The organism is Acidovorax sp. BL-A-41-H1 (assembly GCF_051942715.1).
Genome location: NZ_JBPVJQ010000005.1, coordinates 286,273 through 310,438, shown reverse-complemented (window position 1 = coordinate 310,438; position 24,166 = coordinate 286,273). Strand labels below are relative to the sequence as shown.

Genomic DNA, 24,166 nt, shown 5'->3' with positions numbered 1-24,166 from the left:
GCGGCACCTGCGCGCTGTGTGCAGCGGGCGCCATGGCTGCCGAGCGGACGCGTCAGGCCGCCGCTACTGCTGCGCCCTGCCCCACCACATCAGCCCCTTGAAAGCTGCCGCGCCGGCAGGTCACCACCAGCGTGTCGCGGTGCCCGCCGGGGGCTGCTGGCTGGATGGGTGTGGTTTCATGGATCATGCGTGCGTCATCCAGCAGCAGCAGCGACCACGGCTCGGTCAGCGTAAAGCGCTGCCCCGCGGGGCCGCTGGCCTCGAACACACGCGTCTCGCCGCCCTTGACGCCATGGCGCCCCACCAGGAACACGGCCACCAGGTCCACGCCATCACGGTGCGCGCCTTCGGGTGTGGGGCGGCCAATGCCATCGGTGGTGTCAATGCGGAACTGGTGCGCCTCTACAAACCACGGCACCGGTGCCTGCGCGCCGCCAAACACGGCATCCGAAACGCCCGCCAGGGTTGCCATCAGGCGCTGCCACACAGGCTGGGCCACAGTGTCGGCCTCCATGGGCGCAAACCAGCGCTCCATGCCACCGTGCAGGGCGTTGTACTCCACAGGCTGCCAGTGGGGCCGGTGCGGTACCTGCTGCACCTGGCCGGCATCGACCACAAAGCAGGCGTGGCGGCGCTTGCGGTAGCGCCCGCCATCTTTGAGGAATTCATCAGGCGGGAGATTGTTCCAGCTGCCGTTGAGCGCCATCAGCGCTGGCAGGTCAGTACCAGTCCAGTGGGCCACGTCGGACGGCGCGAGCACTGCAAATCCGGTGGTGCGCAGGTTCTCGGCCACGGCGGCCGGGGTGGTGAAGGGAGGAACAAAACTGGGTTGGGCCATAGTGGCCCGAGCTTAACCGCAGCGCCCTGCGCCACAGGCGTCGCAGGGCTCCTGGCACGCCTCAGTCGCGGTTGCCATTGCCCTTGCCACGGCCTTCACCACGCCCGTTGCCATGGCCCCGGTCATCGCCGTCCCAGTGGCGCTCGTCGCGGTGCTTGCTGCCCTTGTCACCCTTGTGGCCCTTGTCATGCTTTTCGTACTTGTCATGCTTGTACCCACCGCGCGGTGGCTCCTGCACAAAGTACACAGGCTGACCGCAGGCGTTGTAGCGCGAGCAATGCTTGGACCAGTTCTTGGCGTGGCCGGGCGGGACATACATGTAGATCGGCGAACGCGGCATCACCACGGCGGGCCGCTGGATGATGATCGGCTCTGCGTACAGCAGCGGTGGCGGTGGCGCATTGCCAATGTTGATGCGGCCATAGACGCCGGGCGCAAGCTCGCCGCCCACGGTGGCGTTGACATAGGCCTGGGCGTGCGCGGCACCTCCTGCCAGCGCAAGCAATGTGGCCGCCGTGGCCAGCGCAGCAATACGGCGGGTGTGGGCGATGAGCGCGGCAGGCATGGTGCAAGCCTTGTAAAACGGATTGGAAGTCATCGAATGTCCTTGGTAACACGTCTGCACACGGTACACGCGCCGTTGCATGTCGTCTGTAGGCGCGGGCCGTGACTACAGGCGCCGGGAAGTGTATTGCCAGACACGGAAGAGCGACGCATGGTCAGCTGGCTGGAGTAGCATGTGCCCTGCATTCCGCCCTTCCCCGCCACCCTCTGGAGTCAGCCATGCCGCATGAGCGCCGCCACTTCGTCCGCGTCGGTTTCGACGCCCCTGCCTTGCTCACGACGGCACGCGGTGCGTTCAGCGTTCATGTGGTGGATGTGTCGCTCAAGGGCGCGCTGCTCACGGCGCCTGCCGTTGCCGAGCTCGCTCCCGGCATGCCCTGTCAGCTGACCATACCGCTGGCCGAAGCCGGCACGCACATTGCCATGTCGGCCGAGGTGGCGCACCTGCAGGACGGCCAGACCGGCTTGCTGTGCCGCAGCATCGACCTGGACAGCGTCACCCACCTGCGCCGCCTGATCGAGCTGCAGCTGGGCGACCCGGCCCTGCTGGAGCGCGACCTGGCCGAACTGACCCAGACCTCAGCCTGACAACCCGGGGCCGGCCGCCATCACAGCCGCCGGCAGGGCTCAGGCCTTTTCGGCCTCCTGCAGCGCCCGCCACATCACCTTGCCGCTGCCGCTCTTGGGAAGCGCCGTCACAAACTGCACCACGCGCGGCGCCTTGTACACCGCCATGTTTTCGCGGCACCAGTCGACGATCTGCTGCTCGGTCGTGTCCTGGTGCGTGGCACGCAACACCACCACCGCCTTCACCGTCTCGCCGCGGTAGGCATCGGTGGCCGAGATCACGCAGGCCTCCTGAATGGCGGGGTGGCGGAACATCAGGGCCTCGACCTCGGCCGGCCATACCTTGAAACCGCTGGCATTGATCATGCGCTTGAGCCGGTCGGTGAGGAAGAAGTAGCCGTCCTCGTCCATGCGCCCCAGGTCGCCCGATCGGAAAAAGCGCTTGCCCTCGAACTCGATGAACGCCGCCGCCGTGGCATCGGGCCGCTTCCAGTAGCCGTCAAACACCTCGGGGCCGTGGATGATGATCTCGCCCTGCTCGCCCACCGGCACCTCCTGCAGCGTGTCGGGGTCGATCACGCGCGCATCGGTGCTCATGAACGGAATGCCCAGGCACTGCTGCTTGGGGTGGTCCGGCGGGTTCGAATGCGAGGGTGCCGCGGTCTCCGTCAACCCGTAGCCCTCTGCGTAGCGCAGGCCATACTGGTCTTGCAGGCGCTGGGCCACGGCCTGCGGCATGGCGGCACCGCCGCCGCCGATGTAGCTCAGGCTGGACAGGTCGTAGCTGGCAAAGTTCGGGCTGCCCAGCAGGTCAATGATCATCGTGGGGATGTTGGTCCAGCTCGTCACGCGCCAGCGTGAGATCAGCCGGCCGGCCAGGTCACGGTCCCACCGCGGCATGATCACCAGCGCCGAGCCTGCGTAGATGGCTGAATGCATCACGCTCACCATGCCGGTGATGTGGAACATAGGCACCACCGCCAGCACCACGTTGTCGGCCGATCCGTTGCCCCACAGGCTGCTGGCCACTGCGTTGTGCATGATGCTCTTGTGCAGGTGCATGCAGCCCTTGGGCAGGCCGGTGGTGCCGCTGGTGTAGGGCAACAAGGCGAGGTCGTTGGGCCCCACTTCCAGCGCGGGCGCGGCGGCCGTGCAGGCCATGCAGTCGGCCCACGCATGGGCCTGGCCGCCATCGAGCGCGGGTAACGCATGGCGCATGCCCAGCCACTCGCGCCAGGCTTCGGGCGGCGCATCGACGCCCGACGTTGCCGCATCGAACGCATCGGTGAACTGTGTGACCACCAGGTGCGCCAGCCGCTGCCCCTCGGGCACAGCATTGCTGGCCTTGGCCATCTCGGGCGCCAGGTCACCCGTCGTGATGGCAACGCGGGTGTCGGGGTCGGTGATGTAGTGCTTGAGCTCTTCGGCCCGGTTCATGGGATTCACCGGCACCACCACGGCATTGGCCCGCAGGATGGCAAAGTGCGCCATCACCAGCTGCGGGCAGTTCTGCATGAACAGCGCCACGCGGTCGCCCTTGCGCACCCCCAGCGCATGCAGCTGCGCAGCCAGGCGCTCGGCGCCCTCGGCCAGCTCGCGGTACGTGGTGACGGCGCCGAAGAACACCAGCGCGGGCTTGTCGGGGTAGCGGCGGGCGCTGATGGCGAGGTTGTCCCACAGCGAGGTGGACGGCAGCGTGATGGCGTGCGGAATGCGGTGGGGCCAGAACTTGTGGTGTGGGCGCATGGCGGTGCAGGTCTCCTTGGATCTGCAAGCCTAGAGGCGGCGCCGGCCGCGGGCAATGGGGATGGCCAGTGGCGGGGTCACCAAAGTGACGCGCAAACGTAGCCATCACTGTGGCGCCCGAGTCAGGCGGTAGCAGCTCGTTACCCCCGCGTCACATTTCGCTACCGGCCGCCTGACTGCGGCAATCGACAGCCCCAACCGTTGCACGCCACAAAGCACTGGCCGGATTGCCCAGCGCGGCCATTCGATGCCAGCGCGCCATGGACAATGCCTAATGCCCGACCCATCCTCCCACGACCCCCACCTCGTCACCGCCCACACCACGGCCGCCGCTGCATCGGTTGCGCGCTGGGTAGAGCTGCACTACGGCCTGGCCGTGGCGCACTGCCACCTGATCCGGCGCGGCCTGAACGACAACTACGCGCTGCGCTGTGCCGACGGTACCCGCCATGTGGCGCGTGTGTACTCCATCCGGCCGCGGGGTGAATTCAACATCGATTTCGAGACTGCGCTCGTGAGCCACCTGCACGCGCGCGGCGCGGGCGTGGCGGCCCCGGTTGCGTGCGATAACGGAGATGCGCACATCGCCCTGCGCTTTCCGGAAGGACCGCGCGCCATGGCATTGTTCAGGCATGTCGAGGGCGCAGTTCCAGACACGCTGGAAGAGTTCGAGCTGACCGGCCGCACGCTGGCCCACATTCATGGCGCAGCGCGCGACTACACCGGCCCGGCCAGCCGCTACACGCTGGACGGCCACCACCTCGCAGGAAGGACACTGGCGTACCTGGAGACTTATCCGGAGATCGATACCACCGTGCTTGAGGGCTACCGCCAGCGGGTGCAACGGCTGCTGCAGGAACTGGCCGCGGCGCAAAACGGCCTCACGCGCGTGGTCTGCCACGGCGATACCCACGGCTTCAACAACCACATCGAGCCCGGCCCCGAGGGAAGCCGAAACGCGGTGTTCTTCGACTTTGACGATGCGGGGCCAGGCTTCCTGTCGTATGACCTGAGCGTGCTGCCGTGGTCGTACATGGTCCGCAAGACCTTGAGGGAACCCGACGACACGCTGCGTGAGCGCTGGGCGCACTACCTGCGCGGCTATGCAGCTGGTGGGGGCGAAGTCAACGATGGCGACCTGCGCGCGGTGCCGATGTTCGTGCAGCTGCGCCATCTGTGGAACATGGGCGAGGCCTTGGGGCGGCGCCACCACTGGGGAACAAGCGCCGCGCCACTGGATTGGCTGAAAAAGCAGATCGACGTGCTCGACGCCTGGCAGGCACTGGACCTGCGGGGCTGACGCAAACCACGCTGCCGAAAAACCAGCGATGGACCAGCGATAGACCAGCTATTGGTCAGCTTTGATCAGCGGCTCATCAGCTGTTGACCTGCGCCCACAGCTTGTCCAGCCGCTTCACGCTCACCGGCTGGGGCGTGCGCAGCTCTTGCGCGAAGAAGCTCACGCGCAGTTCTTCCAGCAGCCAGCGCAGCTCTTGCATGCGTGCGTCTACCTGGCCCTTGCGCTCGGCCACCAGGCGCCAGTAGCGCTGCTCCTGCGGGCGCAGTTCGGCCAGTCTGGCGGCGTCGCGGGCGGGGTCGGCGCGGTATTTGTCCAGGCGCAGGGTGATGGCCTTGAGGTAGCGGGCGTAGTGGGCCAGCTGGGCCCACGGGGCCACGGCGATGAAGTTCTTGGGCATGAGGCGCGCCAGCTGCTGCTGGGCATCCTGCGTGGCCTCGGGGGCGTTTTTGGTGTCCTTGATCTTGCGCGCGGCTGCCGCGTATTCGACCAGGATGGTGCTCGCCAGGCGCGCCACTTCGTTGGCGATCAGCGTGAGCCGGCCCCGGCCCTCTTCCATGCGGCGCTTGAAGGCGTATTCGTCGGTGGGCAGCGGGTCGAGCAAAAAGGCGCGGTCCAGCGCCACGTCGATGATCTGGTTGCGCAGCTCTTCCTGCGTGCCGCCGCCGGTGCCGTCGGCATTGCGGCCCACCTGCATGTAGGCCACGGCCATCTTTTGCAGGTCGGGGATGTTCTTTTCCAGGTACTTGAGCGCGTCCTTGATCTGCAGCGCAAACAGGCAGCGCAGGCCAGCACGGTGCTTGGCGGCTGCCACCTCGGGCTCGTCAAACACCTCGATGGTCACGGCGTCGCCGCCGTCGATGAGGGCCGGAAAGCCGATCAGCGTCTGGCCGGCCTTTTTGATCTCCATCAGCTCGGGCAGCTCGCCGAATGTCCAGGCGGTGTAGCGCTGGCCTGCAGGTGCTGCGGGTGGCGCAGGGGGCGCCTTGGAGCTGGCAGGTGAATTTGCTCCTGATTTAATAGCAACAGGTGCAATTAAACCGTGCGCTTGAGGCAATTTTGGCTCTGAATTGGCGTTTTCGGCGGCTGTACCAGCCAGTTTGAGCCCCGCCAGTGCCTGGAATGCCCCGCGCGCCTTGGCGCCCCACTCGGCCTTGAGCGCGCCCAGGTTGCGGCCGTGGCCCAGCTGGCGGCCGTGCTCATCCACCACGCGGAAGTTCATGAAGAGGTGGGGGCTCAACATGTCGAGCTTGAAGTCGGCGCGTTTCACATCGAGCGAGGTCTCATCGCGCACCTGCTTCAACAGCACATCGGTCAGGCTGCCCGAGCCAAAGCGCTCGGGCGTGCCCAGCAGCGCGGCCAGGCGGGTGGCCGACTCGGGCAGCGGCACAAAGCGGCTGCGTGGGCGCTGGGGCAGGCTTTTGAGCAGCGCCTGGATCTTGTCCTTGAGCATGCCGGGCACCAGCCATTCGCAGCGCTCGTCGCTCACCTGGTTGAGCACAAACAGCGGGATGGTCACGGTGATGCCGTCGCGCGTATCGCCGGGCTCGTGCAGGTACGCAGCGGCGCAGTCCACGCCACCCAGCCGCACCGTGCGCGGGAAGGCGTTGGTGGTAATGCCTGCAGCCTCGTGGCGCATCAGCTCTTCGCGGGTGAGCTTGAGCAGGTCGGGCTGCTTCTTCACCTCTTCGCGGTACCAAGACTCAAAGCTGTGGCCGCTGCACACCTCGGGTGGCAGCTGCTGGTCATAAAAGGCGTAGATCAGCTCGTCGTCTACCAGCACATCCTGCCGGCGCGACTTGTGTTCCAGCTCTTCCACCTTGGCGATCAGCTTCTGGTTGGCGGCCAGGAAGGGCAGTCGGGTCTCCCAGTTGCCGCCCACCAGGCCTTCGCGGATGAAGATCTCGCGTGCTGCGTGCGGGTCTACCTTGCCAAAGTTGATGCGGCGGTTGTTGTAAACCACGATGCCGTACAGCGTGGCGCGCTCCAGCGCCACCACCTCGGCCGACTTCTTCTCCCAGTGCGGGTCGAGCAGTTGCTTCTTCAGCAGGTGCCCGCCCATCTGCTCCAGCCACTGCGGCTCGATGGCCGCAATGCCCCGGCCAAACAGGCGCGTGGTTTCCACCAGTTCCGACGCAATGATCCAGCGGCCGGGCTTCTTGCTCAGGTGCGCGCCCGGGTGCTTGTAGAACTTGATGCCGCGCGCGCCCAGGTACCAGTCGTCCTCATCGCTCTTGTAGCCCACGTTGCCCAGCAGCCCGGCCAGCATGGACAGGTGCAGCTGCTCGTAGCTGGCCGGCTGGGTGTTGATTTGCCACTTGTGCTCGGTGACCACCGTGAGCAGCTGGGTGTGGATGTCGCGCCACTCGCGCAGGCGGCGGATGCTGATGAAGTTCTGGCGCAGCAGTTGCTCGTACTGTCGGTTGCTGAGCTTGTGCGTGGGGGACGGTGCAGCGGCAGGCGCGACCGATGCCACCACAGGGCTTGCGCCGCTGCTGCGCTGCGCCACCGGCAGGTAGGCCTGCGAAGGTGCCTTCTGCGCCGCCATGGCGCGCTGGGCGCGGGCCGATGGCAGGCTGGGCGCTCCGCCTCGCGCCTCGTTGATCCACTTCCACAGCTTCAGATACCCGCTGAATTCGCTCTTGTCGTCGTCGAACTTGGCGTGGGCCTGGTCGGCCTGCTGCTGCGCCTCCATGGGGCGGTCGCGCACGTCCTGCACGCTCAGGGCGCTGGCAATGATGAGCACCTCATCCAGCGCCTTGCGGTCGCGCGCCTCGATGATCATGCGGCCCACGCGGGGGTCGAGCGGCAGGCGCGACAGCTCTGTGCCCATGCTGGTGAGTTCGTTGGCGTCGTCCACCGCGCCCAGCTCACTCAGCAGCTGGTAGCCGTCGGCAATCGCGCGGCCCGAGGGCGCCTCGATGAACGGGAACTGCGCCACATCGCCCAGGTGCAGCGACTTCATGCGCAGGATGACGCCCGCCAGCGAGCTGCGCAAAATTTCGGGGTCGGTAAAGCGCGGGCGGCCGTTGAAGTCGGCCTCGTCGTACAGGCGTATGCAGATGCCGTTGGCCACGCGCCCACACCGGCCCGCGCGCTGGTTGGCAGCGGCCTGGCTGATGGGCTCGACGAGCAACTGCTCGACTTTGCTGCGGAAGCTGTAGCGCTTGACGCGCGCAGTGCCTGCGTCGATCACATACCGGATACCCGGCACGGTGAGCGAAGTCTCGGCCACGTTGGTGGCCAGCACGATGCGACGGCCCGTGTGGCCGTCAAAGATGCGGTCCTGCTCGGGCTGACTGAGCCGCGCAAACAGCGGCAGCACCTCGGCATTGCGCATCACCGGCTGGTGTGACAGGTGCTTGCGCAGGTGGTCGGCCGCCTCGCGGATCTCGCGCTCGCCGGGCAAGAAGACAAGGATGTCGCCCGCCGCGTTGCCCTGCCACAGCTCGTCCACACCATCGGCAATGGCTTCGTTCAGGCCGTAGTCGCGCGTCTCTTCAAACGGGCGGTAGCGCTGCTCCACCGGGAAGGTGCGGCCCGATACGTAGATGATCGGTGCAGGGCCTTTGGCGGATTCAAAGTGTTTGGCAAAACGGTCTGCATCGATGGTGGCCGATGTGACGATGACCTTGAGGTCGGGCCGCCGGGGCAAAATCTGGCGCAGGTAGCCCAGTAGAAAGTCGATGTTGAGGCTGCGCTCGTGCGCCTCATCAATGATGATGGTGTCGTAGTTCTTGAGCAGCGGGTCGGTCTGCGTTTCGGCCAGCAAAATGCCGTCGGTCATCAGCTTGACGGAGGCATCGCGCGAGAGGCGGTCCTGGAACCGCACCTTGAAGCCCACCACATCGCCCAGCGGGGTTTTCAGCTCTTCGGCAATGCGCTTGGCCACGCTGCTGGCGGCAATGCGGCGCGGCTGGGTGTGGCCGATAAGCTGGCCCTTGGTTCCGGGCTTGGCATTGCACTTGCCCCGGCCCATGGCCAGCGCAATCTTGGGCAGCTGCGTGGTCTTGCCCGAACCCGTTTCGCCGCACACGATGACCACCTGGTGCTTGCCGATGGCCGCCATGATCTCCTCGCGCTTGCCGGAGACGGGCAAGGATTCGGGAAACTCGATCACCAGGGGCGGGGGCGCCGCTGGGCGGGCTGCAGGAGGCGTTGCGGGCGGGGTCTGGGAAGGCGCGGAATCGGTCATGAAGGGCGCCATTATCCCGGTGCGCTGCCGCAAAGGTGCAACAAGGGGCTGTCAGCCCGCACGCGCTTGCTGTGTCCACTTATGATTCGCGCTTTGCGCAGCCTGCGCGCCCCCGAGCACCGCCACCCGCCCCACTGACGCCATGTCCGCCGTATTCAACTTCACCTTTGTGCCCTGGTTCCGCTCGGTGGCGCCGTACATCCACAAGTTCCGCAACCAGACGTTTGTGATCGGGCTCACGGGCGAAGCCATTGCGGCGGGCAAGCTGCACAACATTGCGCAAGACCTGGCGCTGATCCAGGCCATGGGCGTGCGCATTGTGCTGGTGCACGGGTTTCGCCCGCAGGTCAACGAGCAACTGGCCGCCAAGGGCCACGCGGCCAAGTACTCGCACGGCATCCGCATCACCGATTCGGTGGCGCTGGACTGCGCACAGGAAGCGGCCGGCCAGCTGCGCTACGAGATCGAGGCCGCCTTCAGCCAGGGCCTGCCCAACACGCCCATGGCGGGTGCCACGGTGCGCGTGATCTCGGGCAACTTCCTCACGGCACGGCCGGTGGGCATTGTGGATGGGGTGGATTTCCAGCACTCGGGCCTGGTGCGGAAGGTGGACGTGGCTGGTATCCAGCGCACTCTGGACATGGGCGCGCTGGTGCTGCTGTCGCCGTTTGGCTTTTCGCCCACGGGCGAGGCCTTCAACCTGGCCATGGAAGAAGTGGCCACCAGCGTGGCCATTGAACTGCGGGCCGACAAGCTGATCTTTCTGACCGAGGTGCCCGGCATCCGCATGGAGCCCGGCGAGCCCGAGAGCGAAGACAACCCCATCGACACCGAACTGCCGCTGGCCGCCGCCCAGGCCCTGCTGGCCCAGCTGCCCACGGCGCAAACGCCCACCGACACCGGCTTCTATTTGCAGCACTGCGTGAAGGCCTGCAAGGCCGGCGTGGAGCGCAGCCACATCCTGCCGTTTGCGGTGGATGGGTCGCTGCTGCTGGAGGTGTACGTACACGACGGCATCGGCACCATGGTGATTGACGAAAAGCTCGAAGAACTGCGCGAGGCCACCATCGACGACGTGGGCGGCATCCTGCAGCTGATCGAACCGTTTGAGAAAGATGGCACGCTGGTCAAGCGCGACCGCACCGAGATCGAGCGCGACATTTCGGCCTACACCATCATCGAGCACGACGGCGTGATCTTTGGCTGCGCCGCCCTCTACCCCTACCCCGAGGCCCGCACGGCCGAGATGGCGGCCGTGACGGTATCGCCGCAAAGCCAGGGCACGGGCGACGGCGAAAAGTTGCTCAAGCGCATTGAGCAGCGGGCGCGGCTGCAGGGCCTCGACAGCATCTTTGTGCTGACCACGCGCACCATGCACTGGTTCATCAAGCGCGGCTTTCAGCCGGTGGATCCGGACTGGCTGCCCGACGCCCGCAAGCGCAAGTACAACTGGGACCGGCGCAGCCAGGTGCTGGTCAAGAAGCTCTGAAGAACCGGGCTCCCAAATCACACCACCGTTCGGGCTGAGCCGGTCTAAGCGTTGCGCAGCGCTTCGACGCGCTCAGCCCGAACGGTTTGGAAAAATGCCGACCACGGCAAGCCCTGGTCCCCGAACCCGCAGGCAGACTACCCGACACGCGCCGCTGCCACTGCCCGCGCCACCTGCGCAATGGCGGCGTCACGCTGCTCTGGCGTTGCCGATGAACGCGTGAGGTAGCACGTCACCAGCACCGGCGCTCCGCCACCGGGTGGCCACAGCACGCCGATGTCGTTGGCCGTGCCGCTGTCACCCGCGGTGCCGGTCTTGTCGCCCACCTTCCAGCCCGGCACGCCAGCGCGCAGGCGCTTGTCGCCGGTGCTCGTCTCCACCAGCCAGCGCTGCAGCCACGCGCGCGACGCGGGGCTGAGGGCATCGCCCAGCACCAGTTTGTGCATCGTCTGCAGCATGGCCAGCGGGGTCGTGGTGTCGCGCGGGTCGCCCACGGCAGCTTCGTTGAGCGTGGGCTCGGTGCGGTCCAGCCGTGTGACGGCATCGCCCAGCGACCGCACAAACGCCGTGAACGCCGCCGGCCCGCCGTGCCGCGCCAGCAGCACATTGGCGGCGGTGTTGTCGCTCAGGCTCACGGTGGCGGCGCACAACTCGGCCACCGTGAGCCCGCCACCGTTGCCCGCGCGGGGGCCGCTCACGGGGGAGTACGCCACCACGTCGGCGGCTGCGTAGTGCACGCGTGCATCCAGCTGCTCGCGGCACTGGTCCACCAGCGCCAGCATCCAGCCCGCCAGCACCAGCTTGAAGGTGCTGCACATGGCAAAGCGCTCGTCCGGGCGCCAGCCCAACGCCAGCCCTGTACCCGTATCGAGCATGGCAGCGCCCAGCCGGCCCTGGGCCGCCTGTTCGACACCTGCCAGCGTTTCGCGCCAACGGCGCTCGACGCGCGCGGGCGCCTCGCCACGGTGCGCCACGCAGGCGGGCAGCATCGGCAGGGCCGCCACACCGGCCAACCCCAAGTAAAACTCGCGTCTTTGCATTGAAAAATCCTGTCGACAATTCAGAAGCGCGAAAGATACGCACGTTGCCGCCCGAGCACCATCGACAATAAATACCGCCTGACCCCATAAAAACTTGCAGCTCCCATGCACCTGCCCCTGAACGCCCTGCGCGCCTTTGAGGCCGCTGCCCGCCACCTGAACCTGACACGTGCGGCCGAGGAACTGCATGTGACGCAGACAGCAGTTAGCCAGCACATCCGCAAGCTTGAAGACCGCGTCGGCAAACCGCTGTTTCGGCGGCTGCCGCGTGGCCTGGCCCTGACTGACGAAGGCAACGCGCTGCTGCCCGCCGTGGCGCAGTCGTTCGGCAGCCTGGCCAGCGCGCTGGAAAAGCTGGCCGACACCCGTCCGCGCGAGGTGCTGACCGTGGGCGCCGTGGGCACCTTTGCCGTGGGCTGGCTGCTACCGCGGCTGCGCGACTTTCAGCAGGCCTGCCCATTTGTGGACCTGCGCCTGTTCACAAACAACAACCGCGTGGACATGGCCGGTGAAGGCCTGGACCTGGCCATCCGCTTTGGCGACGGCGCCTGGCACGGCACGCACGCCGACCGCATCCTCGACGCGCCCTTGTCAGTGATGTGCGCCCCGGCCATGGCCAGCGGGCTGCACAGCGCGGCCGACCTGGCCCGGCAGCCGCTGCTGCGCAGTTACCGTGCCGACGAATGGCCGGCATGGTTCAGCGCTGCAGGCGTGCCATGCCCTGTGGTGCGCGGCGTTGTTTTCGACTCGTCGCTCACGCTGGCAGAGGCTGCAGCACAGGGCGCCGGCGTGGCGTTGCTGCCCGTGCCCATGTTCAGCCGCGAGCTGCGTCAGGGCCGGCTGGTGCAGCCCTATGCGCAGTTGCTGCACCGCGGTGGCTACTGGCTGACGCGGCTCCAGTCTCGGCCGCAGACCGCAGCCATGGCGGCGTTTGCTGGCTGGCTGCTGGAGCGCGCAGACAGCCCCAAAAGCCTTGGTTGAGCATTGAACAGGCCTGTAGCGCTTGATTCAATTGCCTGACATGCTAGAAATAACATAGCGAACATTCAGCGCTTTGCAGGGGCTGGCGTTCCACCCCAATTCGCCCAGATGGCAGTCACCTACCCGCAGGGGGCACCACGACAAGAGCGGGAGTCCGTCCGTGATGCCGCCAGCACCTGTGCTACCCCCGCCTCGGGCATTCCGTAGAGCTGCGCCGCGCAATGCCGCTGCGCTGCGCCAGCCGCTGGAAAAGGCCTGTTGAAAATGAACCGTACATCGCCTCTTCAGCACCGCGGTTGTGCCCCTATCTGCTCCAGTACCGGCCGGTATCATCCGTCGCTTCTGCGCTTGCAAAGCCCTGCCTGTGAACCCCGTCCCGCCCCGCTTTCTCACCGTTGCGCTCTACCAGTTTGTGGACCTGCCCGACTGCGCGGAGCTGCGCGCGCCGCTGCAGGACCTGTGCGACGCCCAGGGGGTGCGCGGCATGCTGCTGCTGGCCCCCGAGGGCATCAACGGCACCATTGCGGGTGAGGAACCAGGCGTGCGTGCCGTGCTGGCATGGCTGCACCGCGATGCGCGGTTTGCCCGTCTGCAGCACAAGGAGGCCTATGCCGCGCGCATGCCGTTCTACCGGATGCGGGTGCGCCTCAAGCGCGAGATCGTCACCCTGGGCGTGCCGGGCCTGAACCCCGCGCGCAACGCTGGCACCTACGTCAAGCCCGAAGACTGGAACGCCCTGATTGCCGACCCCGATGTGGTGGTGGTCGACACCCGCAATGACTACGAGGTGGGCATAGGCACCTTCGAGCGCGCAGTGAACCCGCACACGCGCACGTTTGCCGAATTCCCGGCGTGGGTGGCGCGTGAGAGCCAGCCCGGCGGTCTGCTGGCTGGCAAGCCGCGCGTGGCGATGTTCTGCACCGGCGGCATCCGCTGCGAGAAATCCACCGCACTGCTCCGGTCGCAGGGTTTTAACGAGGTCTATCACCTGGAGGGCGGCATCCTCAAATACCTGGAAACGGTGCCCGAGGAAGACAGCCTGTGGAATGGCGACTGCTTCGTGTTCGACGAGCGCGTGTCGGTGGGCCACGGCCTGGCCCCCGGCCACCACCAGCTGTGCCGTTCGTGCCGCATGCCGCTGGGCGATGCCGAGCTGCAATCGCCCCACTATGTGGCGGGCGTGAGCTGCCCCTATTGCCACGGCACCCGGACACCCGAGCAGGAGCGCGCGCTGGCCGAACGCGAGCGCCAGATGCAGCTGGCCGCGCTGCGCGGCGCGGAGCACATCGGCGCCCGCCAGCAAGGCGTCCCCACGCGCCAGCACCGCACTGATGACGAACGAAACGGAGACAACGGGCCATGAACGCCATCAGCAGCACGGGTGGGATGCCTGGCGCAGGCGCCCTGCCCGTCCTCTATTCCTTTCGCCGCTGCCCGTATGCCATGCGCGCGCGCCTGGCTCTGGCCGTGAGTGGCCAGGCGTGCGAATTGCGTGAGGTGGTGTTGCGCAACAAGCCGGCTGCGCTGCTGCAGGCATCCCCCAAAGGCACTGTGCCGGTGCTGGTGCTGACCGATGGCCAGGTGCTGGACCAAAGCCTGGACATCATGCGCTGGGCGCTGGCCCGGCACGACCCGCAGGCATGGCTGGCGCCCAGCCACGGGACGGTTGTCGAGATGCTCGCGCTGATTGCCACCTGCGATGGTTCATTCAAGCAGGCACTGGACCGGTGCAAGTACCCGAGCCGCTACCCGGATGCAGACCCCGCCGTCTCTCGCGCCGAGGCCATGCTGTGGCTCCAAGGGCTGGAAGATCGCCTGCAAAGCCTGCCCTTTCTTTTTGGGGACCATGCCGCACTGGCCGACATGGCCATTGCGCCGTTCGTGCGGCAGTTTGCGGCGATTGATGCGGAATGGTGGCAGGCCCAGCCGTGGCCAAGGGTTCAGGCCTGGTTGGCACAGTGGCAAAACGGGGCCCTGCTCGCCAGCGTGATGGACAAGCTGCCCGCCTGGGCAGAAGGCACTCCAGGGGTAGTGTTTCCCCATCCGTCCTGACAGCGTCGCATGAAAGCCAGCAGGCTGGCACCGATGGTGCACCTTTCCGTGCAGCGCTCTGAACCCGATGACCAACTGCACCAGCCGTGACATACTTGGTTACATGCGCTGGATATTTCTATCAAATTCCCAGATGGGGCCGTTTGGGTCCGTCGGCCCCGGGGTGCTGCGTAACACAGCCCTTGTCCTCGTGATCCTGGGCACTGGGGCTGCACACGGCCAGATCAATGACACCGAAGGCACATGGCAGGGCACCCTGTCGTGCGGCGAAATGCGGACCGCAGGTGGCCGCTCTCCCAAGGGCTTCGTGAGCCAGCTCAAGGTCAACGTGTCCTTTGGCGCCATCACCGGCCGGCGTGACACGACCGAGGTGATCGAGTCGTTCAATGGCGCGATCGAGCGATCCGGACGCGCCACGCTGGAAGGCGGCGGTCACTGGAAAGACGACCCGAGGCGGGCGTGGCGGTACCGACTGAAGGGCACACAGAGCGGCTCGCAGATGACATTGGCCGGCCCGCTGGAGTCACCGGACGGAAAGACCCAACTGCGGGATTGTCAGGTCAGGCTGACGAGCGCTGTACTCGCTGCCAAAGAAGCGAGGGAGCGCAATGACAGGGCTGCCCCTGCGGTTCGGCCCACGCCCCCGACAGCCTCCACACAACCAACACCCGCGGCGGCGCCATCGGTGCCCCGACCTGCGGTAGCCGCAAAACCAGCCCCTGCGGCGGATTCGGCGGCACGCACCACCGAGAAGCTGAACCGCGACAAGGAACTGGCCGCGCGGGAGGCAGCCGACAAGGCCGTTGAAGCCGAGCGTGCCCTGGCAGCCAAACGGCAGGCGGACGAGGCCGCAGCAGCCGCTGCCCGGGCCCAGGCCCAGGCCGCCGAAGTGGAGGCCCTGCGGCGCAAAAACCTGCAGCTGGAGGCAGAGAAGGCGGCCGCAGAGCGGGCGGCAGCTGACAAGGCTGCGGCAGATAAGGCCGCTGCAGACAGGGCGGCGGCCGAAAGAGTTGCTGCCGAAAGAGCCGCCGCTGAGAAAGCCGCAGTCGAAAAGGCCGTGGCAGAAAAGGCAGCTGCCGACAAGGCAGCCCGACAGAAAGCCGAAGCGGAGGCCAAGAAGGCTCCGATCAAGGTCCGCTCGGCCATGGATCTATAACGACAAGCAGGGGGAACAATGGCGATAGAGACCAAGCGGACCGAAGAACTATTCCTGAAGATCGTCAAGGTAACAGTGCTGGCGTGCATGGCGCTCGCGCTACTGACGGTCATCATCCTGGGCATCAATGTCGCCTATCAAAGTGCCAAGATGCCCAATGAACCGGCTCCGGCCCAGAAGGCGCCCGACAGGCAGGTCAGCATGGACGACCTGCGCAAGATGCTGCTCAAGGACGACAAGACCGGCGAGGCGCAGTCCCCGGCCAGCGCCCCAAAGCCGATGGCCCCTTCCTTGAGGTACCTTGAAGAAGTCACCCGGCTGTACCGGTGCTCCATCGAGTTCGGTATCAAGGTAGGGGCCCAGATCGACCAGGAAGACAACGCCGCCGCCGCGCAGCGTGTGGAAGAACTGCGCGCGCAGGTAGAAAAATTGGCCGGTGACCCACGCCGCGGCGAACGGTGGGTGAAGGCAACGACCGAGTTCACCTGTGCCGCACTGGCCGACCCGACCATCATCGCGATGCGCAAGGAAGGCAAGATCAAGAGCGTGTTCTACCCCGTGCTGAACTTCCACATCAAGGCGTGGGACAGCATCGAGGATGAGAAGGCCGCGTTCGAGCAGGCCGAGCGTGACCGCGTCGAAAGGGAACGGGCCGAGGAAGCCCTGCGCATCGCCCAGGCGCGTGCCAACGCCATGGCCAGCGCCATCGCAGCGGGTGTGGCCTTTGCCACTTTCATGCTGCTGGCCATCTACCTGCTGGGCTCCAAGATCGAGACCAACCTGCGAGACATCAACGAGGCCATTCGCGGCCTCAAGACATAGTCCCGGCTCTCCGTTTACGCCCAAGAAAAAGGCGCCCTCCCGAGGCGCCTTTTTCGTGCCTGCAGGGCCGACAGACTTATGCCGCCGAGTACGCTGCCCCGCCCTTGCCGCCTGCCCTCATCCCGCGCGCGAGCACTGCCAGCAACACCAGGCCAAAGCCCACAAAGCAGATGAACGACCAGTTGGCAATGGAGCCGCCCAGGAATGTCCAGTCAATCGCTGCGCAGTCGCCAGATCCGCGGAAGATCATCGGGATGGCGCGGCTGATGGGGTAGTTTTCGATCATTCCGTAGAAGTCTCGGCCGCAGGTGGCTACCTCGGGCGGGTACCACTGCAGCCAGCTCTGGCGGGCCGCCACAAAAGCGCCGAAGCCGGACGACAGCAGCGCAAGTGTGCCAAAGCCCATCCACCAGCCTTTTTGCCCTCTGGCGCTTGCCAGTGCTGCAAAGACTGCTACACCAATGAGAGCATAGCGTTGCACGATGCACATCGGGCAAGGCTCCAGGCCCACCACGTGCTGCAGGTACATGCCAAAAACCAGCATGGCCACGCAGGCCGCGCTGATCAGTGCCAGCACACGGCGCGGGGCATGATCAATCCAGTTCAACACCATCATTCCTGTCCCTCATCCAAAAGTAACCGCTCAAGGCGTTGCCTATGCAACCGTCGCAGCGCCATCGCGCGGACGGCCAGCAAGGGCCGTCCCGCAGCAAAGGCCGTCGTCCCCCTCAGGGGGAAGACGCGAAGCGGCTCAGGGGGGAATCAAATCCCAGCAGCGTGATCCAGAAAAACGCGGGCCCTGCGTGGTGTGACCACCAGCGTTTCGCCCTCTTTGAAACCCATCTCCCTGAACTGCTGCGCAGGAATCTGCGCTTCGATCAGGTTCTCCGGGGACGCATTGTCCGCTGGTTGGTGGTCGTCGGAGGGAATTAGTTCCAGCCGCGCAATCGGCCCTACCACGATGGCACGGCTGAGCTGGGCCACGATGCCGCGCGGGCGGCCGTCGGCATCCACACCTGCGCCGGGCGAATAGTGCTGCACATCCAGATCGTGCGGGCGCACATAGGCAAAGGCCTTGGTGTCCTGCGTGGCAGCGTGCTCGGGCGAATCGATCTGCACGCCATCGAGGTGCACCAGGCCCTCGTGTGCCCGGCCATGGAACAGGTTCACATCCCCCAAAAAGCCGTACACGAACGGGCTGGCCGGGTGGTCCCACACCTGCTGGGGCGAGCCGCTTTGCTCGATCTTGCCCTGGTTGATGACCACCACGCGGTCGGCCACTTCCAGCGCTTCTTCCTGGTCGTGCGTGACGAAGATGCTGGTGACATGCAGCTCGTCGTGCAGGCGGCGCAGCCAGCGGCGCAGTTCCTTGCGCACCTTGGCATCCAGCGCGCCAAAGGGTTCGTCGAGCAGCAGCACCTTGGGCTCCACCGCCAGGGCGCGGGCCAGTGCAATGCGCTGGCGCTGGCCGCCCGACAGCTGCGACGGGTAGCGCTCGGCCAGCCAGTCCAGCTGCACGAGCTTGAGCAGGTCGGTCACCTTTTGCTTGATCTGCGTTTCGCTCGGGCGCTCACTGCGCGGCTTGACCCGCAGGCCGAAGGCCACGTTCTCGAACACGGTCATGTGGCGGAACAGCGCGTAGTGCTGGAACACAAAGCCCACGTTGCGCTCGCGCACATGCACGTCGGTCGTGTCTTCGCCGCTGAAGTGGATGGTGCCCACGTCGGGCGTCTCCAGCCCGGCAATGATGCGCAGCAGCGTGGTCTTGCCGCAGCCCGAAGGGCCGAGCAGCGCGATAAGTTCGCCCGAGGCGATATCAAGGCTGACATCGCGCAGGGCCTGGAAGTCGCCAAACTGCTTGCTGACGTTACGGATTTCGATGCTCATGGTGGGTGTCTTCCTTCAGCGGGCGGCGGGTGCCGGTGCGGGCCGCTCGGGGGGCATTTCGGCAGCGGCCTTCATGGCCTGCTCGTTACGGTGTTCGGCAATGGTCTTGATCACCAGCGTGACCAGGGCCAGCAGCGCCAGCAGCGATGCGGCAGCAAAGGCAGCGACCGACTGGTATTCGTTGTAGAGAATTTCCACATGCAGCGGAATGGTGTTGGTCTGCCCGCGGATATGACCGGACACCACCGACACGGCGCCAAACTCGCCCATGGCCCGCGCGTTGCACAGGATCACGCCGTACAGCAGGCCCCACTTGATGTTGGGCAGCGTGACGTACCAGAAGGTCTGCCAGCCGGTGGCGCCCAGCACAATGGCGGCCTGTTCCTCGTCGTTGCCCTGCGCCTGCATCAGCGGGATGAGCTCACGCGCAATGAACGGGAAGGTCACGAATGTCGTGGCCAGCACTATGCCTGGCACGGCAAAGATGATCTTGATGTCATTGGCCATGAGCCAGGGGCCGAACCAGCCGTTGGCGCCAAACATCAGCACATAGACCAGGCCCGCCACCACTGGCGACACCGAGAACGGCAGGTCGACCAGCGTGGTGAGGAATGCCTTGCCACGGAACTCGTACTTGGCAATGCACCACGCCGCCGCCACGCCAAACACCAGGTTCAGCGGCACGGCAATCACCGCCGTCAGCAGCGTGAGCTTGATGGCCGACCACGCATCCGGATCGCGCAGCCCGGCAATGTAGGCATCGAGCCCCTTGCGCAGCGCCTCGGTGAACACCGCAGCCAGCGGCAGCACCAGAAACAGCAGCATGAAGGCCAGCGCCAGCGTGATCAGCGTGTAGCGCACCCACGGCGATTCGGTGGTGCCCGCGCGGGCACGGCGCACGACTTTGGTATTGGCGCCGCTCATGCTGGTGCTCCTGCATTGCGGCGCTGCCAGGCCTGCAGCGCGTTGATGATGAGCAGCAGCACGAACGAGATGACCAGCATCACCACCGCCACGGCCGTGGCGCCGGCAAAGTCGTATTGCTCGAGCTTGCCGATGATGATGAGCGGCGTGATCTCAGAAACCATGGGCATGTTGCCGGCGATGAAGATGACCGAGCCGTACTCGCCCACTGCGCGAGCAAACGCCATGGCAAAGCCGGTGAGCAGCGCAGGCGTGATGGAGGGCAGGATCACCTTGGTGAAGGTCTGCAGGCGCGTGGCGCCCAGGCAGGTGGCGGCTTCTTCGAGCTCTTTCTCGGCGTCTTCCAGCACGGGCTGCACCGTGCGCACCACAAACGGCAGGCCGATGAAGATGAGCGCAATCACGATGCCGCCGGGCTGGAAGGCCAGCTGGATGCCCATGGGCTCCAGTATCTGGCCGATCCAGCCATTGCTGGCCAGCAGCGCCGTGAGCGAGATGCCCGCCACGGCAGTAGGCAGCGCAAACGGCAAATCCACCAGCGCATCCACGATCTTCTTGCCCGGAAACTTGTAGCGCACCAGCACCCAGGCAATCAGCAACCCGAAGAAGAGGTTGACCAGCGCCGCAATGAACGACGCGCCAAACGTAAGCCGGTACGACGCCATCACCCGCGGCGCGGTCACTGCCTCCCAAAACTGGTCCCAGGTCAGCGTGAAGGTCTTGAAGATCAGTGCCGACAGCGGGATCAGCACGATGATGCTCAGATAAAAGAGCGTGTAGCCCAGCGTGAGCCCGAAGCCGGGCAAAACGCGCTTGGCGCCTCTGCGGCCGCCGTTGTTGTTGTTGTTCATAAAGCTTTATCCAGGGCAAGCGACGGCGAAGACTGGCGCAGTCCGATGCCAGTGCCCCCGTGCAAGGGCCGCCCCGCAGCACCGGGGGCCGTCCCCCTTCCCGAATTGCGCAGCAATTCGAGAGAAGGGGGAAGCCGCGCAGCGGCTCAGGGGGTTGTTCCGAATTACTTGGAATAGATCTTGTCGAACTGGCCGCCGTCGTTGAAGTGCACCTTCTGCGCTTCGGTCAGCGAGCCAAAGTACTTGGCCACCGTGAACTGCTTGAGCGGCTTGAACGTGTCGGCATACTTCTTGAGTACGGCCTCAGAACGCGGACGGATGGCATGCTTGGCCGCGATTTCCTGCGCCTCATCGGAGTACAGGTAGTCCAGATAAGCCTTGGCCAGCTGGGCCGTGCCCTTCTTGGCTACGGTACGTTCGACCACGGCTACGGGGTTCTCCGCAATGATGCTGACCGACGGATAGACCGAATCCACCTTGCCGGCGCCGAACTCGCGGTCGATGGAGACCACTTCCGACTCGAACGTGATGAGCACGTCGCCCTGGTTGCGCTGCAGGAAGGTGGCGGTGGCATCGCGGCCGCCCTTGGCCAGCACGGGCACGTTCTTGTAGAGCTTGCTCACAAAGTCGGCGGCTTGCGCCTCGGTACCACCCTTTTCGCGGATGGCGCCCCAGGCGGCCAGATAGGCATAGCGGCCGTTGCCGCCCGTCTTGGGGTTCACCACGATCACCTGGATACCGGGCTTGATGAGGTCTTCCCAGTCCTTGATGCCCTTGGGGTTGCCGTTGCGCACCAGGAACAGCATGGTCGAGGTGGTGGGCGACGCATCGTGCGGAAACTTCTTGGTCCAGTCCTTGGCCACCACGCCGTTGTCAGCGAGGAACTGCACGTCGGTGGTGGTGTTCATCGTCACCACATCGGCCGCCAGACCGTCGTTCACGGCGCGGGCCTGGGCGCTGGAGCCAGCGTGCGACTGGTCGATCTTCACGTCCTGGCCAGTCGTCTTCTTGTAGTGCGCGGCAAAGGCAGCGTTGTAGTCCTTGTAGAACTCGCGGGCCACGTCGTACGACACGTTGAGCAACGAGTTCTGTGCCACTGCCAGGCCGCTGGAGGCCAGGGCAATCGCGGCCAGAAGAGTCTTGAGTTTGGAGGTAGTGGTCATGGAGGGCACGCAGATTGGAGCTTCAGATGCGTGGATTGTGAACAGCCACCGTTAAAACTCAAAAGAATATATTCTTGTTAATTAATCGATATTTGGCATAAAGAGCCACCGGAGCCCGCTATGGCACCATCTGGGCATTTTCACGATGAAATTGCCCTCTAGCGCTTTCCTTGATTGCCCAGATAGCTATTATTTTAATAGCGAAATGCCTGCATCAAGCCGTGGCGCGCGCCGCCTCGAACTCCCCCTGCAGCGACTGCAGCAGCGCCCAGCCCAGCGGCCATTCGCCATGGCCCGAATCCACGTTGATGTGGCCTGCGTTCTGGATGCGTACGAATTCGCTGCCCCAGGCCCGGGCATAGGCGCCCGCCAGCCGCACCGGGCAGTAGGGGTCGTTGCTGCTGGCCACCAGGATGCTGCGGTAGGGTAGCGCTGCGTAGGGCACGGGGGCGAAGTCGTTCAGCACGGCGCGGCGCTCGGGGTCGGCCGGTGCCACCAGCAGCGCGCCGCATACGCGCCCTGCCGCCTCGGGCCCCATGTGCGTGGTGGCGATGCAGCCCAGGCTGTGGGCGACGATAACCACCGGCTGCGGTGCTGCCAGCACGGTCTGCTCCAGCTGGCTAACCCACGCCGCGCGGGTGGGTGCCACCCAGTTGTCCTGCTCGACGCAGCGGGCGTGCGGCAGGCGCTCGGCCCACAGAGCCTGCCAGTGGCCTGGCCCGGAGCCGCGCCAGCCTGGCACGATGATGATGGATGTGGATGACGGCACGGATACGCACGGGCCTGCCAGTCGCATGCGCCCCCGGCAATGCGTGGGCGGGCGCTTGGGCGCCGGTCCGGCCGGGTATTGCTGCCACGCGGTGGCAAAAGCCCCTCTCGATGGATGGGATGACCCATTCTGCGAGGCCGGCTTCAAAACCCAAACGAATATCTCGTTGTTACTTCATCCCGAAAACATCTGATGAATCCGGACCATGCCCGGCGTGAACGCTCGGGCCGGGAGTGCAGTGCGGGTTGCAGCCCGCAGCGCCAACCGTTCAAGTTCAGCCGCGCAGCAGCCGCGTGGTCTGCACAGGGCTGTGACCGACATCTGACGTGAGGCGGAAAACCGCCACCGCGCCCACCAGGTCGCTGGCCTGCGAGTGCAGCCGCTCTGCAGCCGCGGCCATTTCCTCGACCAGCGCTGCGTTCTGCTGGGTGGACTGGTCCATGTGCGAGACGGCCTGGCCAACCTGGCTGACACCAGCGCTCTGCTCGCCACTGGCGGCGCTGATCTCGCCCATGATGTCCGTCACGCGGCGGATGGCGCTGACCACTTCGTTCATGGTGGCGCCCGCCTTGTCGGCCAGCTTGCTGCCCTGTTCGGCGCGCTCCACGCTGTCGGTGATCAGGGTCTTGATCTGCTTGGCAGCCTCGGCGCTGCGGCCTGCCAGGCTTCGCACCTCGCTGGCCACCACGGCAAAGCCGCGGCCTTGCTCGCCCGCGCGCGCGGCTTCCACCGCAGCATTGAGCGCCAGGATGTTGGTCTGGAAGGCGATGCCGTCGATCACGCCGATGATGTCGGCGATCTTGGCGCTGCTGTCGTTGATGCCCTTCATGGTCTGCACCACCTCGGCCACCACGCTGCCGCCTTCGGTGGCCACACCCGATGCGCTCACGGCCAGCTGGTTGGCCGCGCGTGCGTTGTCGGCATTCAGGCGCACGGTAGCGCCCAGTTCTTCCATCGACGACGATGCCTGCTGCAGCGCACTGGCCTGCTGCTCGGTGCGCGAAGACAAATTTCCGTTGCCCGATGCAATCTCGGCGCAGGCCGATTCAACATGGTGCGCCGATTCGCGCACCGATGCCACAGCGCTTTCCATGCGGCGCATGGTGGCCTGCAGGGCCTGCGCGGGGCGCGTGGTCACGGGCAGGGCCACGGCGGCATCCAGCGCAATGCCATCGGGGCGGTCCACCACGCTCACCAGCTGGCGAAGCTCCTGCCCCTGGGCGGCGGTGCGGCCCAGGCTCACGGCCATCATCACTTCCAGCGCCGTCTGGATCACCACGTACACCGCGTGGATCACCACGCGGCCAAAGTCGGGCTCGGTCAGGCAGTAAAGCCCCCAGCCGGCGGCCTGCAGTCTGTCGAACAGCACATGGTGCACGGCAAACAGCACGGCAGCAAAGACGATCGGGCGCCAGTCCAGGTACACCAGCAGGATGGCCAGCGTGACAAACACGCCAAAGTGGAATTCGGTCATGCCCTGCGCCAGCTGGATGTGCAGCGCCACCATAGAGGTCTGCACGAACGCCAGCACCATGCGTGATGCAAACGTGCCCTGCATGGTGACAAACGCCAGCACCGCCATGGCCAGCAGCAGGCCGGCCGCCACCCACGCCACAGCAGATTCAACAAAGCGCGCGCCCAGCACTACGGCAGTGATGGCACTGACGACGATGGCTGCGAGGATGACCCGGTCGCCCAGGACGGTGTGGGAAACATGAGCACCGGAAGTGCCCTGCTGGGCCGTGGTACGCGCATCAATCATGGAAAACTCCTGGCGGAAAAGCCTGCAGATGCCTCGAAACGGCAGAGGTGAGGCTCTGGCGGG

At 65.8% G+C, this 24,166-nt stretch carries 20 protein-coding genes; 8 read left to right on the top strand and 12 right to left on the bottom strand.

Features of this window, described 5'->3' with window-relative positions:
• Window positions 1-52: 52 nt before the first annotated feature.
• Together ACTPOI_RS12520 and ACTPOI_RS12515 are read right to left on the bottom strand one after the other, a co-directional pair.
• The gene (locus ACTPOI_RS12520) at window positions 53-838 is read right to left on the bottom strand and encodes a 2OG-Fe dioxygenase family protein (protein WP_440109256.1); all 786 of its coding nucleotides are present in this window, start codon (window positions 836-838) and stop codon (window positions 53-55) included.
• Between the two features lie 61 nt (window positions 839-899).
• A complete protein-coding gene (locus ACTPOI_RS12515; RefSeq protein WP_440109254.1) occupies window positions 900-1,436 on the bottom strand; it encodes a hypothetical protein in 537 nt (178 codons plus the stop codon).
• Window positions 1,437-1,621: 185 nt separating this feature from the next.
• On the opposite strand from ACTPOI_RS12515, the gene ACTPOI_RS12510 reads away from it, so the two are divergent.
• A complete protein-coding gene (locus tag ACTPOI_RS12510; RefSeq protein WP_440109252.1) occupies window positions 1,622-1,990 on the top strand; it encodes a PilZ domain-containing protein in 369 nt (122 codons plus the stop codon).
• Between the two features lie 39 nt (window positions 1,991-2,029).
• Here ACTPOI_RS12510 and ACTPOI_RS12505 read toward each other — a convergent pair whose 3' ends face one another.
• Window positions 2,030-3,715 (bottom strand): long-chain fatty acid--CoA ligase, encoded by a 1,686-nt coding sequence (locus ACTPOI_RS12505; protein WP_440109250.1) that lies wholly within the window; start codon window positions 3,713-3,715, stop codon window positions 2,030-2,032.
• Window positions 3,716-3,989: 274 nt separating this feature from the next.
• Here ACTPOI_RS12505 and ACTPOI_RS12500 point away from each other — a divergent pair, with 274 nt between their 5' ends.
• Complete coding sequence (locus ACTPOI_RS12500; RefSeq protein ID WP_440109248.1) at window positions 3,990-5,015, top strand: phosphotransferase enzyme family protein; 1,026 nt, start codon at window positions 3,990-3,992, stop codon at window positions 5,013-5,015.
• A gap of 76 nt (window positions 5,016-5,091) precedes the next feature.
• Here ACTPOI_RS12500 and hrpA read toward each other — a convergent pair whose 3' ends face one another.
• Entirely contained in the window at window positions 5,092-9,207 is a 4,116-nt protein-coding gene (gene hrpA, locus ACTPOI_RS12495; protein WP_440109246.1) for an ATP-dependent RNA helicase HrpA, read from the bottom strand.
• Between the two features lie 142 nt (window positions 9,208-9,349).
• Between hrpA and argA the strand changes: the two genes are divergently transcribed.
• Window positions 9,350-10,696 (top strand): amino-acid N-acetyltransferase, encoded by a 1,347-nt coding sequence (argA, locus tag ACTPOI_RS12490; protein ID WP_440109244.1) that lies wholly within the window; start codon window positions 9,350-9,352, stop codon window positions 10,694-10,696.
• 137 nt (window positions 10,697-10,833) lie between these two features.
• On the opposite strand, the gene bla is transcribed toward argA, so the two are convergent.
• Entirely contained in the window at window positions 10,834-11,736 is a 903-nt protein-coding gene (gene bla / locus ACTPOI_RS12485) for a class A beta-lactamase (protein WP_440109242.1), read from the bottom strand.
• A gap of 105 nt (window positions 11,737-11,841) precedes the next feature.
• On the opposite strand from bla, the gene ACTPOI_RS12480 reads away from it, so the two are divergent.
• The 5 genes from ACTPOI_RS12480 (at window position 11,842) to ACTPOI_RS12460 (ending at window position 16,747) form a co-directional block, all read left to right on the top strand.
• Window positions 11,842-12,717, top strand: a complete 876-nt coding sequence (locus ACTPOI_RS12480; RefSeq protein WP_440109240.1) for a LysR family transcriptional regulator — start codon at window positions 11,842-11,844, stop codon at window positions 12,715-12,717.
• Window positions 12,718-13,081: 364 nt separating this feature from the next.
• Window positions 13,082-14,080, top strand: a complete 999-nt coding sequence (trhO, locus tag ACTPOI_RS12475; protein WP_440109238.1) for an oxygen-dependent tRNA uridine(34) hydroxylase TrhO — start codon at window positions 13,082-13,084, stop codon at window positions 14,078-14,080.
• The gene (locus ACTPOI_RS12470) at window positions 14,077-14,769 is read left to right on the top strand and encodes a glutathione S-transferase (protein WP_440109236.1); all 693 of its coding nucleotides are present in this window, start codon (window positions 14,077-14,079) and stop codon (window positions 14,767-14,769) included. The genes trhO and ACTPOI_RS12470 overlap by 4 nt, the downstream gene beginning before the upstream one ends.
• A 190-nt stretch (window positions 14,770-14,959) precedes the next feature.
• Window positions 14,960-15,925 (top strand): hypothetical protein, encoded by a 966-nt coding sequence (locus ACTPOI_RS12465; RefSeq protein WP_440109234.1) that lies wholly within the window; start codon window positions 14,960-14,962, stop codon window positions 15,923-15,925.
• 18 nt (window positions 15,926-15,943) lie between these two features.
• On the top strand, window positions 15,944-16,747 hold the full coding sequence (locus tag ACTPOI_RS12460) for a hypothetical protein (protein WP_440109232.1): 804 nt from the start codon (window positions 15,944-15,946) through the stop codon (window positions 16,745-16,747).
• Between the two features lie 76 nt (window positions 16,748-16,823).
• Here the strand turns inward: ACTPOI_RS12460 and ACTPOI_RS12455 are convergent, their stop codons facing one another.
• The 7 genes from ACTPOI_RS12455 to ACTPOI_RS12425 form a co-directional block, all read right to left on the bottom strand.
• Window positions 16,824-17,360 (bottom strand): disulfide bond formation protein B, encoded by a 537-nt coding sequence (locus ACTPOI_RS12455; protein ID WP_440109483.1) that lies wholly within the window; start codon window positions 17,358-17,360, stop codon window positions 16,824-16,826.
• Between the two features lie 149 nt (window positions 17,361-17,509).
• Window positions 17,510-18,634, bottom strand: coding sequence for a sulfate/molybdate ABC transporter ATP-binding protein (locus ACTPOI_RS12450; protein ID WP_440109230.1), 1,125 nt, complete (start codon window positions 18,632-18,634; stop codon window positions 17,510-17,512).
• Window positions 18,635-18,649: 15 nt separating this feature from the next.
• On the bottom strand, window positions 18,650-19,558 hold the full coding sequence (gene cysW / locus ACTPOI_RS12445; RefSeq protein ID WP_440109228.1) for a sulfate ABC transporter permease subunit CysW: 909 nt from the start codon (window positions 19,556-19,558) through the stop codon (window positions 18,650-18,652).
• Window positions 19,555-20,409, bottom strand: coding sequence for a sulfate ABC transporter permease subunit CysT (gene cysT, locus ACTPOI_RS12440; protein ID WP_440109226.1), 855 nt, complete (start codon window positions 20,407-20,409; stop codon window positions 19,555-19,557). The genes cysW and cysT overlap by 4 nt, the downstream gene beginning before the upstream one ends.
• 164 nt (window positions 20,410-20,573) lie before the next feature.
• Complete coding sequence (locus tag ACTPOI_RS12435; RefSeq protein WP_440109224.1) at window positions 20,574-21,572, bottom strand: sulfate ABC transporter substrate-binding protein; 999 nt, start codon at window positions 21,570-21,572, stop codon at window positions 20,574-20,576.
• A 214-nt stretch (window positions 21,573-21,786) separates the two neighbouring features.
• Window positions 21,787-22,368: an RBBP9/YdeN family alpha/beta hydrolase gene (locus ACTPOI_RS12430; protein ID WP_440109222.1), complete on the bottom strand. Its 582-nt coding sequence runs from the start codon at window positions 22,366-22,368 to the stop codon at window positions 21,787-21,789.
• Window positions 22,369-22,615: 247 nt separating this feature from the next.
• Complete coding sequence (locus tag ACTPOI_RS12425) at window positions 22,616-24,103, bottom strand: methyl-accepting chemotaxis protein (protein WP_440109220.1); 1,488 nt, start codon at window positions 24,101-24,103, stop codon at window positions 22,616-22,618.
• Between the last annotated feature and the right edge of the window lie 63 nt (window positions 24,104-24,166).